General features: G+C 40.9%; 11 protein-coding genes and 4 tRNA genes. 11 read left to right on the top strand and 4 right to left on the bottom strand.

Annotation, left to right across the window (positions count from 1 at the left end; genetic code table 11):
* The first annotated feature begins 69 nt into the window (after window positions 1-69).
* From LI112_RS15930 to LI112_RS15915, 4 genes are all read left to right on the top strand, one after another.
* A tRNA-Met gene (locus tag LI112_RS15930) sits at window positions 70-143 on the top strand.
* A gap of 4 nt (window positions 144-147) precedes the next feature.
* A tRNA-Phe gene (locus LI112_RS15925) sits at window positions 148-220 on the top strand.
* 51 nt (window positions 221-271) lie between these two features.
* A tRNA-Lys gene (locus LI112_RS15920) sits at window positions 272-344 on the top strand.
* A gap of 246 nt (window positions 345-590) precedes the next feature.
* Window positions 591-917 carry a hypothetical protein gene (locus LI112_RS15915; RefSeq protein WP_227191073.1) on the top strand — a complete coding sequence of 109 codons (327 nt, stop codon included), beginning with the start codon at window positions 591-593 and terminating at the stop codon, window positions 915-917.
* Here the strand turns inward: LI112_RS15915 and LI112_RS15910 are convergent.
* Window positions 914-2,116 (bottom strand): metallophosphoesterase, encoded by a 1,203-nt coding sequence (locus LI112_RS15910; protein ID WP_227191072.1) that lies wholly within the window; start codon window positions 2,114-2,116, stop codon window positions 914-916. The two genes, LI112_RS15915 and LI112_RS15910, sit on opposite strands and share 4 nt — an antisense overlap.
* 132 nt (window positions 2,117-2,248) lie before the next feature.
* On the opposite strand from LI112_RS15910, the gene LI112_RS15905 reads away from it, so the two are divergent.
* From LI112_RS15905 to LI112_RS15895, 3 genes are all read left to right on the top strand, one after another.
* Window positions 2,249-3,121, top strand: coding sequence for a SpoIID/LytB domain-containing protein (locus LI112_RS15905; RefSeq protein WP_118045842.1), 873 nt, complete (start codon window positions 2,249-2,251; stop codon window positions 3,119-3,121).
* Between the two features lie 110 nt (window positions 3,122-3,231).
* Complete coding sequence (locus tag LI112_RS15900) at window positions 3,232-4,065, top strand: M23 family metallopeptidase (RefSeq protein WP_022388488.1); 834 nt, start codon at window positions 3,232-3,234, stop codon at window positions 4,063-4,065.
* A 194-nt stretch (window positions 4,066-4,259) separates the two neighbouring features.
* A complete protein-coding gene (locus tag LI112_RS15895) occupies window positions 4,260-4,523 on the top strand; it encodes a GIY-YIG nuclease family protein (RefSeq protein ID WP_022388487.1) in 264 nt (87 codons plus the stop codon).
* 16 nt (window positions 4,524-4,539) lie between these two features.
* Here LI112_RS15895 and LI112_RS15890 read toward each other — a convergent pair whose 3' ends face one another.
* Complete coding sequence (locus LI112_RS15890) at window positions 4,540-5,205, bottom strand: hemolysin III family protein (RefSeq protein ID WP_005425545.1); 666 nt, start codon at window positions 5,203-5,205, stop codon at window positions 4,540-4,542.
* A 236-nt stretch (window positions 5,206-5,441) separates the two neighbouring features.
* Between LI112_RS15890 and LI112_RS18225 the strand changes: the two genes are divergently transcribed.
* The 3 genes from LI112_RS18225 to spoVT all read left to right on the top strand — a co-directional run bounded on the left by LI112_RS18225 (window position 5,442) and on the right by spoVT (window position 9,278).
* Window positions 5,442-5,576 (top strand): hypothetical protein, encoded by a 135-nt coding sequence (locus tag LI112_RS18225; protein ID WP_005425544.1) that lies wholly within the window; start codon window positions 5,442-5,444, stop codon window positions 5,574-5,576.
* Window positions 5,577-5,627: 51 nt separating this feature from the next.
* Window positions 5,628-8,624: an EAL domain-containing protein gene (locus tag LI112_RS15885; RefSeq protein ID WP_227191071.1), complete on the top strand. Its 2,997-nt coding sequence runs from the start codon at window positions 5,628-5,630 to the stop codon at window positions 8,622-8,624.
* Between the two features lie 105 nt (window positions 8,625-8,729).
* Window positions 8,730-9,278 carry a stage V sporulation protein T gene (gene spoVT, locus LI112_RS15880; protein WP_005425540.1) on the top strand — a complete coding sequence of 183 codons (549 nt, stop codon included), beginning with the start codon at window positions 8,730-8,732 and terminating at the stop codon, window positions 9,276-9,278.
* A gap of 18 nt (window positions 9,279-9,296) precedes the next feature.
* Here the strand turns inward: spoVT and LI112_RS15875 are convergent, their stop codons facing one another.
* A complete protein-coding gene (locus LI112_RS15875) occupies window positions 9,297-10,328 on the bottom strand; it encodes a 3-deoxy-7-phosphoheptulonate synthase (RefSeq protein ID WP_227191070.1) in 1,032 nt (343 codons plus the stop codon).
* A 123-nt stretch (window positions 10,329-10,451) separates the two neighbouring features.
* Window positions 10,452-11,915 carry a nicotinate phosphoribosyltransferase gene (locus LI112_RS15870; RefSeq protein ID WP_227191069.1) on the bottom strand — a complete coding sequence of 488 codons (1,464 nt, stop codon included), beginning with the start codon at window positions 11,913-11,915 and terminating at the stop codon, window positions 10,452-10,454.
* A gap of 229 nt (window positions 11,916-12,144) precedes the next feature.
* On the opposite strand from LI112_RS15870, the gene LI112_RS15865 reads away from it, so the two are divergent.
* Window positions 12,145-12,216 (top strand) — tRNA-Gln (locus LI112_RS15865).
* The last annotated feature ends 7 nt before the right edge of the window (window positions 12,217-12,223 follow it).

The following is a 12,223-nucleotide window of genomic DNA, read 5'->3' as shown; positions in this document are numbered from 1 at the left end:
GAGCAGCTGATTTGTAATCAGCAGGTTATCGGTTCGAGTCCGATCATCGGCTTTTAATTTCATAATTATCGCGGGGTGGAGCAGTCTGGAAGCTCGTCGGGCTCATAACCCGAAGGTCACAGGTTCAAATCCTGTTCCCGCTATTTTGCCCAGATAGCTCAGTTGGTAGAGCAGAGGACTGAAAATCCTCGTGTCGCTGGTTCGATTCCGGCTCTGGGCATTTACCTTGTAGAGGTAGCGAACTGCTACGGGGTAATGTAAAATTGAATATGGGATATTAGCTCAGTTGGTAGAGCACTTGACTTTTAATCAAGTTGTCCGGGGTTCGAATCCCCGATGTCTCATGAATTTAAGGTACTATCGTTATGATAGTACCTTTTTTGTTGGTGTTTAAAGAATTTCGAGAGAATAAAATACTATTTCACTGTTACATATTTGGTTACAGTGTAAAACAGTTTTGGACATATGGGTTCTATAAATTACGTGTTTGGCATATATTATATTACATGTGTAGTAGTGGGAAGTGCGCAGTCCTGATGCTGGACATGCTGACTGGAACTTAAATGACTGGAAATAGAAGGAGGATCATTATGAAGAAAGTGCGAGAGTGTTTTCATATGCTGATAACCGCGGTCATTTGTCTTATGGTAAGTATGGTTCCTGGAAAGAATGTAACCGCTGCAATAGTTGAAAATAATGCTGCTTCAGAAATCTTATCCACCAGAGAGAGACATGTGGCAGATAGATTTACACAGAGCGTTATGGATAAAATGCGTAGTTTGTGGATAAGCAGTTATCTGAAACGTAATCGGATGTGGAAAAAACTCTTTTTCTGGCTTCAGGGACCGGGTGATAGAAAAACAAAAACTGTTTCCTTATTATATAGGAATAAGAAAACAGTTTTTGGAAGTGCTTAAGCTTTTTTCAGTTGAATATTAATAGAACAGATTTCACTGTCGGTGCCGATACGCATTGCCGGACCCCAGACACCGGCTCCGGAAGTCGTAATATTAGTCATGTTGTCTTTAATTAAAAGACCACATGGATTCTCCCACATCAGTTTGATGGTAAAGTTTCCGGGGAATGTCTGACCGTCATGTGTATGTCCACACAGATCGAGATCTACGCCTGCATCAGCAAGTTCCTGTAGTTCCTTTGGCTGATGATCGATCATAATAATTGGTTTGTCCCTGTCCAGTTTTTCGGTAAGCTGGGCGGGGGCTTTTCTAGTTTCATGAATCTTTTCTGTGAGGGAGGCATCTTTGCGTCCGATTACGTAGAACTGATCATTGATCAGAATAGATTCATCTTCCAGTATATGAATATTGGAATTTTTAAGAAATTTTTTCATGCGGGGATCTTTTATGTCGGAAAGATCTCCATCTTTATGTTTAAAGGTAAAGCCTGCAAGAATTTCTTCATTCAGATCATGGTTTCCCCAGCAGGCATATACACCATAAGTGGACTTTATGCCACGAAGAGTTTTTTCAAGTTTTTCCGGGTTTCGAATCGCATCGTATTCATTATCAAAAATATCCCCTGCAATACATACCAGATCAGGTTTCTGTTTATTGATCTTACGTACCAGTTCTCTGGCATGGAGAACGCCGGCATTGTAGCCAAAATGTGTATCTGCCAGAAGAACAACTTTCATGGAGGTGCGTTCAGGAATTGTTTTATTTATTATTACGTCATAAGAAGTTGTTTTTATATATTTGGCATGAAAAATTCCACATGCACTTAAGAGAAGAATCAACAGTGCACAGATTGCACCGGCAACTGTAAAAGCTGTTCTGGAATGAATCCATGATGCATGAAATACATATTTCAGAAGGATTCGTCCAAAATCGGCAAGCAGAATGATTACAAGTGTATAGAGAAAGATTCCCAGGAAATAGTTTCCGGTTATTTTCAGCATTCGATGAAGAGATTTTGGATTTTTAATAAGAAATCCTGTAAGCAGACTTGTGGAGAGCAATACATAGATTACTGCGAATATAAGTCGAAATCCCAAAGTACGGAGAATACTGTGGCATGTGCCCATCCATAGATATGCCCATCGCAGGATATACAGATTCAACAGCAGGTAAATGGGGGAAAGATAAATTGCAATCATACAGGTCACTCCAATAATTTAGTATTCCTATTATAGCATGAACATATCATCTAAACAGATAAAAATTGTGAAATGATGGTTAAAAGAAACATAGAATACATATAGTATACAAACTACATAAAGGTTATCTGTATGAAAAAAAACAGTCGTATGTATTTTTCAAATATTGTTGTATTGCTGTTGCTTCCGTATTTGATAACGATTCTGATAAATGGATACGATATGGCGGTTCTGAATCAAAAAGCGGATTCTGAGACAGTCTTACCGGTTATTCTGGCACTTCAGATTTCTTCAGATTATGAGCCGGAAACTATAAAAGCACAGGCTGTTATTGCAAGAAGCAATCTGTACAGGAAAATTGGAGAAAAAGAGAGTATAAATAGAAATGGAGATCAAAATAAAAAAGAAAGAGATGCCAGAAGTGAGAAATTTTTTGAGACTTGCCGGGAACTCAGAGATGAACTTCCGTCCTGCTGGAGTGTGTGGGAAAAAGCAGACAAAGTTTATGAAGAGGCAGTAGAAGATACTTCCGGTCAGGTGCTGACATATAATGGGAAATTGAAGCTGGTTCCATATCACCAGATCAGTGCCGGGCAGACGAGAGATGGAGAAACCGCATTTCATAATGAAGAATATGCCTATCTTAAAGCAGTGGACAGTAATTCAGACAAAACAGCACCAGGGTATCTGAATAGTACTTACATAGCGAAGCAGCAGCTTCCGGTGGAATTAAGAATTGTGGAGAGGGAAGACAGCGGGTATGTGGTCAGTCTTATGGCAGATGAAAATATTTTGGAAGCAGAGTCTTTTGTTACGGGGATGGGAATTGCTTCGTCTGATTTTTCCATGCAGAAAACGGGAGAACAGGTACGTTTTTTGAGTAAAGGAAAAGGACATGGGCTTGGTTTTTCTCAGTATGGAGGTAATAAACTGGCAAAAGAGGGAAAAAACTGGAAAGAAATCCTGAATACATATTTTCCTTTGATGGATATTACAAAAAATTAAATAGAACGGTATATTTTGCAGCATTCTGGACACCCTGTAAATATAGTAAAAATGTGACAGCAGACAAAAGGTGTGGTCACGAAACGATTATGAGCAGAGGTGAAAAGAATATGACAAAAGGCAGAATCGCAAAATATGTAGCAAATACGGCCCTTCTGGCAGTTCTGGCAGCGGCCGGCATAGGAGTTTATCAATTGGGAACTTCCGGGAAGGATGAGTCAGTTCCGGAAAAAGTTCCTTCATATTATGATGAAAGTCTGAGTACAGAAAACACGACGGATAATGCTGTAGATGCAGGAACAAGTCTTGTAGAGGCTGAACTGGAAAGTAATATTTCGACAGATCATACGTCAGAGAAAGGAATGAGTCAGACAGAAGGTGAAGATGCAGGAAGTGAAACCACGGAAGCAGGATCTTCATCAACCGAAAGTACATTTACGTCAGAAAGTATACTTTCGGCAGAACAGAGTACGAATGAGAATGGGACAGTGAATACATCTGCAAGTGTACAGGAAGCGCCAAAATTAAGTTTTTCAGAAGATACATTGATGGAATGGCCGGTAGACGGTAATATTCTTATGGATTATAACATGGACCAGACTGTGTATTTTCCTACTTTGGATCAGTATAAACTGAGTCCGGCAATTGCTGTTCAGGCGGTGGAAGGAGCTCCTGTCCTGGCATCTGTTCCGGGAACCGTGTATTCTATTGAAGAAAATGCCCAGACTGGTACAACGGTGACGATGGAGATCGGAAGCGGGTATCAGGCGATTTATGGACAGCTGACAGATTTGACGGTGCAGGAAGGAGATACAGTTAAAGAAGGGGAAGTGATCGGATATATAGGACAGCCGACAAAGTATTACAGCAAGGAAGGCAGTAATCTTTATTTTGCGATGAAGAAAGACGGGGAGCCGGTAGATCCGATTGCCTATCTTCCGTAAGCTATTCACAAAAACAGAATTGGAACGTATAATAAAGCAGGTAGGAATAGTAAAAATTCGCAGCCGGTATTTGCCTGCCTGTTGTTTCTTAGAGAAAATACAAATCTTTGACCGGCTGCTTTCTATAGAAACGAGAACGGTGGATGGAATTTCAAAATTCCGGAAGCTGTTCTTTACATAGAATGAGGTATTTTATGAACTATACGTATATGGTGAAGTGTGCTGACGGAACACTTTATACAGGCTGGACAAACTGTGTGGAGAAAAGGCTGAAAGCGCATAATGAAGGAAAAGCCGGAGCGAAATATACAAGGGCGAAACGTCCGGTGGAACTTGTATATTATGAGGGATATGCGACAAAAGAAGAAGCAATGAGACGGGAATATGCAATCAAGCAGCTGACAAGAAAAGAAAAACTGAAACTGATGGAGTTCTGGACAGAGACTTCTGCGGACTAATAAAAAATACCCTGCCTCAGACTGGCAGGGTAGATATAAAGCAATACATTACAATAAAGTGGCAGGCACTTCCAAGCATAATAAATACATGAAAGATTTCATGAGAGCCGAAATTTTTGTGACGTGCATTAAATAAAGGAAGTTTCAAACTATAGATCACACCACCGATCGTATAGATGATACCACCGGCAAGAAGCCATCCAAATCCGGCTCGCGGAAGGGAATGAAAGATAGGAACGAAAGCAAGTACACAAAGCCATCCCATTCCAATATAGAGTACGGAAGAAAGCCATTTGGGACATGTGATCCATAATCCTTTGAGAAGAATACCGAGGATTGCGATACTCCATACAAGTGCACAGAGGATATAGCCGGTTCTGTTATGAAGTGCGATGAGACAGATTGGAGTATAACTTCCTGCAATCATAACAAAGATCATCATGTGATCCATTTTTCTGAGCCGACGGTTTACTTTCTCTGTAGAATCTACAGAATGGTAAACCGTACTTGCTGTATAGAGAAGGATCATAGTGAGAATAAAAATAGCAAGTGCTGTAATATGCAGAGGTGCATTTTCACCATGAGCAGCTTTTAAGAGTAAAGGTGCTGCACCGGCTGCTGCAAGAAGTAATGCAATGCCGTGTGTGATAGCACTCCAGGGATCTTTTAATTTAAGTTTCATAATAACGCCTCCTGATGATAGAAATATCGAAAAATATTTAAAAACACATCATGTAGTAATCAATACTACATATCGAATATATTGAAACTATAACGCACTTGTACATAAAAGTAAAGGGGTATCAGTAAAGTTTATAAAAATATAATATTTTAGACACCAGATGAGTAAAACAGTACTGTTTATTGAAGTACTGTTTTTTTAATGGTATAATTGCATGCAATGGCATAAAAATAATTATGCACAAGCGGTTATCGGAAGGAGATAAACATGAACAAAAAGAAGCTGTTGCAGATTTTATTTCAGATGAATATTTTGATAACTGGTATGAAGAGACGTTAACAAAACTGCAGGCTTATGAAGATGGACAGTAATCTATTTGAGACAATACAGTCTCTGATTACAGAAAGGGAGGATTCCTCTGAATGAGGCAGCACAGGAAACAGGGAAAATCAATTTTTCAATTTATATTTGCAGCAATGCTGATCGTTCTCGGGATAGAAGTGGCACTTTTGATCGGAACACTGTATTTTGGAAATGTAGGAATGCAGATGAATCGTAATGCCATAGATATTTTGAAGAAACAGGTGGAAAACCGTCAGAATTATCTGCAGAATACGCTGGAAGAAACCCAGAATATTTCATCCCTGGCAGGAACGATCAATACTGCTGTCGAGAATCAGACTGCAGTGGAGAATATCAGTGTAGAGGAATTGGTAAATAATGAAGATCGAAGTACAGAACTTCTGGAAACAGTCAGTGACAGCCTGATCAATGTGATGAGGCACAGATCTGTAAATGGAATTTTTGTGATTCTGAACACGGATGATCTGGATGAACGTGAGATTGATTCGTTTATGCCCTGTGTTTACATCAGAGATCAGGATCCGACAACGACTGCATCGGAAAGAAATTATGATCTACTGCTGGAACGTTCTCCTGTAAAGCTGGTAAAATCGCTGGGAATTTCTACGGACAGAGGATGGATGCCGGCGATCAAATATAAGGGTTATGGCAAAAATGGAATTGTTTATCCTGTTTTCCAGACTGCATATAAAGACAGTGAAAAGCTGAATGTATCTGATTATGGACACTGGACACCGGTATCATATACACTTGAGGGAGATGATCGTCCTGTTATTGCATATTCGATACCGTTGATTCTGTCTGATGGAACGGTTTATGGTGTTGTCGGTGTAGAAATGATGACAAGCTATATTCAGGAACTGATTCCATATGAAGAACTGCAAAACAGTGGGACTGGAACTTATCTGCTGGCTGAAACCGCAGACACACTCAGTGATTCTGAGATTTCTGTAAATGTAATAAATCCTTCTTCCAGAAGCAATAGATGGTTAAGTATTCCGGATGAAGAGATTAAAATGACACGTACGGAAAAAAATATCTATGAGGCAGAGATATGGAAGGAGAATTATACTGCTTCTGTCTATCCACTGACTCTTTATAATAAGAATGCCCCGTTTTCGGATGAGCAGTGGCTTCTTGTCGGAATTGTACAGGATAAAAATCTGTATGCATTTACAAATCATGTTATGCTTCTTGTGAAACTGACGATCTTTGCGACATTACTGTTTGGTCTGCTCAGCAGCTTTATAGTAAGTCGCCGCCTGGCAAAACCGGTAGCGAGATTATCGGATGAAGTAGAAGCGGCACAACAAAATCAGGAAAGCATTCCAAATCTGTCAGAAACAGGGATTCGTGAACTGGATAAGTTTTCTACTGCGATCACTGGACTGAGCAGAGAAGTGCTGAACACATCTACCAAATTTCTGCGGATCATGGAAATGGCAAGTGTAGAGATTGGAGGATATGAACTCCAGTTTGATACAGGAAGTGTTTTTTATACGGAGAACTTTTTCTCTATACTGGGAATTCCGTTAAGCGCGGAGCTCCCCATGAATATAGAAAAATTCAGAGAGATTTTAAAAGAGTATACAGAAAAGAATCTTTATAAAACAAAATCAGGCAGCACAAAACTGTACTGTATCCGAATTCCGGAAAAAGGTGTTCGTTATGTGCGAATGGAAGTCAAAAATGAGAACTGGGTACAGATCGGTCTCGTGGAAGATGTAACTGTTTCTATGAGAGAACGCCTTCGTATTGAACATGAACGAGATTATGATACGTTGACAGGCCTCTATAACAGACGTGCATTCAAACGTGAAAGCGAATCCATCTTTGGCAGAAGAAAGAAAATCAGACATGCTGCATTTATTATGTTGGATCTGGATAACCTGAAATACACCAATGACACATTTGGACATGACTGGGGAGATGAGTATATCCGCCAGGCTGGCATGTGTCTGGAAGAAGGTACTCCGAAAGGAACCTTGTGTGCACATATTTCAGGAGATGAATTTAATATTCTGTTTTATGGTTATGAGAGCCAGAATGCGATTCGTAAGGAAATAAGTAAACTGAAAAGAGAAATTTCTTCCAGGATCATCCGTCTTCCGGACGGACAGGAATTCCACTTAAGTATCTCAGGAGGAATTGCATGGTATCCGGAGGACAGTAACAGCCTCGGTGTCATGAGAAAACATGCAGATTTTGCCATGTATCAGGTAAAACAGACAGATAAGGGAAGAATTGCAGAATTTGACCAGAAGGCATATGAAGAGAAATACCGTGACAGTCAGATTCGTAAAGAATTTCATCGTTTTGTTAAAGAAGAGCTGGTTACTTACTATTTCCAGCCTATCATATCGGCAAAAACAGGTAAGATTGAAGCATATGAGGCATTGATGCGTGCCAATCTTCCAATATTAAAACGACCGGATGTGGTTATGAAGATCGCACGTGAAGAGGGTGCATTGCGTGAAATTGAACGAATGACCATGTTCCGGGCGACAGAAGCCTTTGCTGATCTCAGGGAAAAGAAACGAATCAAAGGCGATGCGCTTCTGTTTATCAATTCTATTGCGAGTCAGCATATGGCAGCAAAAGATGAGATAGAATTTAATAATCGTTATGCAGAGTTGCAGAAACAGATTGTTATTGAGATCACAGAAGAAGAATCTATTGATTATCATGCACTGGAAATAAAGAGAAATGCACCAGGATTTGAGGGTGCTTTTGCACTGGATGACTACGGAAGTGGATACAGTAACGAGAAGAGTCTTCTTGATCTGGCACCGAAGTATATCAAAGTAGATCTTTCGATCATCCGTGATATTGATACGGATCCGGATAAACAGCAGATTGTGGAAAACATTGTTGCATATGCACATAAACGTGATATGAAGATCGTTGCAGAGGGACTTGAAACACCGGAGGAGATCCAGAAAGTACTGGAACTGGAAGTTGATCTTCTGCAGGGATTTTATCTGGCACGTCCGGAACCAGTTCCTGGAAATATCAATGAAGATGCACTGAAAATAATTGCGGCGTTTTATAAGTAAAGTACATAATTCTCCTTTTTTTCCATATAATATCCATACATCACCTGGGGCAGATTCAGGAGAAGATATAAAATACGGAAAAACAACAGGAGGAACATAAAGCACATGAAAGCTACAGGAATCGTCCGGCGCATTGATGATCTTGGAAGAGTTGTTATTCCAAAGGAGATTCGGCGTACACTACGGATTAAAGAAGGAACTCCGCTTGAAATTTTTACAGATAAAGAGGGGGAAGTGATCTTAAAGAAATACTCCCCAATTGGAGAGTTGAGTGTTTTTGCAAAAGAATATGCAGAATCGCTGGCACAGACAACAGGTATGATCGCATGTATTACGGATCATGATCAGGTGGTTGCCGCATCCGGACAGGGCAGCAGGGAACTGATGGGAAAGGCAATCAGTAAAGAACTGGATCGAGTGATCACGGAGAGAGAAATGAAATGTTATCATACAGGAGAAAGAAAAATACTGCCGCTTGTGGAAAATCAGAAAGAATCCTCATCAGAGCTGATCGTACAGCCAATCATTTGTTCCGGTGATGCGATTGGTTCTGTGGCGCTGGTTGGAAAAAGTGCAGGAGAAAGATTTGGAAATTCGGAGCAAATGCTGGTAAAAACAGCAGCAGGATTTCTTGGACGTCAAATGGAACAATAAAAGGGGGCTGAGCCCCCTTTAGCATTTTTCGGCAATATCATAGAGCAGACGTTCTGTATCTTCCCATCCCAGACAAGGATCGGTGATAGAACAGCCAGGAGTCATATGGTCGCTGATATCCTGACGGCCTTCTAGCAGATAACTTTCAATCATGACACCCTTGACAAGTTTTCTTACATCAGGATTGTAGTTGCGGCTGTGAAGCACTTCACTTACAATACGAATCTGTTCTTTGTATTGTTTGCCGGAGTTAGAATGGTTGACATCCACGATAACGGCCGGATTTTGCAGATCTTTTTTGCTGTATAAGTCATAAAGACGCATGAGATCTTCGTAATGATAATTAGGGATTGTCTGGCCATATTTATCAACGCCGCCGCGGAGAATCGTGTGTGCCAGAGAATTACCACTTGTTTCCACATCACATCCACGGTAAATGAAATGATGTGGATGCTGGGCAGCGATTACGGAGTTCAGCATAACAGACAGGTCACCGCTGGTAGGATTCTTCATACCAACCGGGATATCCATACCGCTGGCAGTCAGACGATGCTGCTGGTTTTCTACGGAACGTGCACCGATTGCTTCATAAGAAAGAACATCATCCAGGTAGCTGCGATTTTCCGGATAGAGCATTTCATCTGCAGAAGAAAGACCGGTTTCCTGAAGTACGCGGATATGCATTTTGCGGATTGCAATGATTCCGGCAAGGAGATCCGGTGCCTTATCCGGATCCGGCTGATGGAGCATTCCCTTGTAGCCATCACCGGTAGTTCGAGGCTTGTTTGTATATACTCGTGGGATGATCATTAATTTATCGGAAACTTTGTCAGAAACTTTTTTCAGGCGATTTACATATTCACATACGGTATCTTCGTTATCTGCAGAACATGGTCCGACCAGAACGACGAATTTATCGGATTCACCTGTGAAAATACGGCGGATTTCTTCATCACGCTGTTGTTTGATTGATTTCTGTTCGTTGCTGAGCGGGTACTCATTTTTCAGAACCTCCGGAATTGGAAGTTCATGATTAATCTTGATAGACATTGTATATTTCCTCCATGGTTCCTTTGTGCAGGAACATTTTTTTCGACTGAATAACAGTATAGCACGTTATCTGAAAAAAATAAAGGAAATTAACGCGTTAAACTGCCATAGTGCAACACTTGATCAGTCGAGAGCCTTTTCACTCATTTCTTCGAGCAGATTTTTCTTGAGATCATATAATTTCTGAGAAAGGTCTACGTATACTTTCTGCGGATTTACAAGACGGCGGGATTCATCCCACAGGGTATTCTGCTCTTTCTGGCAGTATTCACGCAGATCCATAACTTCAGGAGAAGTATAGACACGTTTGCCTTCGCGGATGACCGGAACCAGAAGTTCACGGAGTTCATAGGTGCCGCCCAGAACTTTGGTCTTTTTCCAGGTATCTGCAGGATCAAAAATAATCATGGTTTCGTCTGGATCAAAAACTTCATCAGCCAGGCAGATAAGGTCGGCCTTAATCTTGCCGGTAGACTTGCTGTAGATACGGTAAACTGTCTTATTGCCCGGATTTGTGACTTTTTCGGTGTTTTCGGACAGTTTGATCTTTGGTGTAAAGTTTGTACTGTCTGCATCTTTGACTGCAGCTAGTTTGTATACACCACCGAATGCCGGATTATCTTTACTCGTGATGAGGTTGGTTCCAACACCCCAGGAATTGATCTTGGCATCCTGAGTCTTAAGACTGTCGATCAGATATTCGTCCAGATCACTGGATGCGGAAATGGTAGCATCATCGAATCCGGCAGCAGCCAGCATCTTGTAGGCTTCTTTGGAAAGATACGCAAGGTCACCGCTGTCAATACGGATACCATAGTGTGTAAGTTTGATACCTTCTTCTCTCATTTCTTCGAAGACACGGATCGCGTTTGGAACACCGGATTTCAGGACATCATAAGTATCTACCAGCAGTGTGCAGGAATTTGGATACATTTTGGCGTACGTTTTGAAAGCTGTGTATTCATCTGGGAAGCTCATGATCCAGCTGTGGGCATGTGTTCCCAGAACCGGTACGTTAAACATCTGTCCGGTCAGTACGTTGGAAGTTCCTGCGCATCCACCGATGACAGCTGCACGAGCACCATAGATACCGGCATCCGGACCCTGTGCACGACGCAGGCCGAATTCCATGATTCCGTCCCCACGGGCTGCATAGCAGACTCTGGCTGCTTTGGTAGCGATCAGACTCTGATGATTGATGATATTCAGGATTGCGGTTTCTACAAGCTGTGCCTCCATGATCGGAGCGATTACTTTGACGAGTGGTTCTCGAGGAAATACGACAGTTCCTTCCGGAATTGCATAAATATCTCCGGTAAATTTGAAAGATCTTAAATATTCCAGAAAATCGTCTTCAAAGATATGAAGGCTTCTGAGATATTCGATATCATCGTCTGTAAAATGAAGATTTTCAATATATTCGATCATCTGTTCCAGACCTGCTGTGATCGCAAAGCTGCCACCGCATGGATTGACACGATAAAACATATCAAAAATTACAGTCTGATTGGTTGGGTTCTTAAAATAGCCCTGCATCATGGTTAATTCATATAAATCGGTGAGCAGGGTCAGATTAGTTGCTCTCATCTGATTTCTCCTTTTTTATTTGCTAAGGTGAACTTATTATGCTTATTACTGTAAATAGTAGTTTTCATTATACCATTATTCCCGTAGAACGGCATTAAAATTTTACATAATATAAGAAGAAAAAAAATTTGGAGAAATTTAAAAAAAATTAAAAAAAGGGGTTGCTTTTTTTGAATGTCTGTAATATAATAACATTCGTCGCGAGCGATGAGCGAGCGAAAACAAATAAAGGGCTATCGCCAAACGGTAAGGCAACGGACTCTGACTCCGTCAGTTCAAGGTTCGAATCCTTGTAGCCCTGCTAAGTT

This window comes from Blautia sp. 210820-DFI.6.14 (assembly GCF_020558815.1).
Classification (GTDB): domain Bacteria; phylum Bacillota; class Clostridia; order Lachnospirales; family Lachnospiraceae; genus Blautia_A; species Blautia_A obeum.
This window is presented reverse-complemented; position numbering and strand designations above follow the sequence as displayed.

Coding starts and splice junctions, on each gene's coding strand:
- LI112_RS15915 (WP_227191073.1), top strand. CDS start 591: ATGAAGAAAGTGCGAGAGTGTTTTCATATGCTGATAACCGCGGTCATT.
- LI112_RS15910 (WP_227191072.1), bottom strand. CDS start 2,116: ATGATTGCAATTTATCTTTCCCCCATTTACCTGCTGTTGAATCTGTAT.
- LI112_RS15905 (WP_118045842.1), top strand. CDS start 2,249: ATGAAAAAAAACAGTCGTATGTATTTTTCAAATATTGTTGTATTGCTG.
- LI112_RS15900 (WP_022388488.1), top strand. CDS start 3,232: ATGACAAAAGGCAGAATCGCAAAATATGTAGCAAATACGGCCCTTCTG.
- LI112_RS15895 (WP_022388487.1), top strand. CDS start 4,260: ATGAACTATACGTATATGGTGAAGTGTGCTGACGGAACACTTTATACA.
- LI112_RS15890 (WP_005425545.1), bottom strand. CDS start 5,205: ATGAAACTTAAATTAAAAGATCCCTGGAGTGCTATCACACACGGCATT.
- LI112_RS18225 (WP_005425544.1), top strand. CDS start 5,442: ATGCACAAGCGGTTATCGGAAGGAGATAAACATGAACAAAAAGAAGCT.
- LI112_RS15885 (WP_227191071.1), top strand. CDS start 5,628: ATGAGGCAGCACAGGAAACAGGGAAAATCAATTTTTCAATTTATATTT.
- spoVT (WP_005425540.1), top strand. CDS start 8,730: ATGAAAGCTACAGGAATCGTCCGGCGCATTGATGATCTTGGAAGAGTT.
- LI112_RS15875 (WP_227191070.1), bottom strand. CDS start 10,328: ATGTCTATCAAGATTAATCATGAACTTCCAATTCCGGAGGTTCTGAAA.
- LI112_RS15870 (WP_227191069.1), bottom strand. CDS start 11,915: ATGAGAGCAACTAATCTGACCCTGCTCACCGATTTATATGAATTAACC.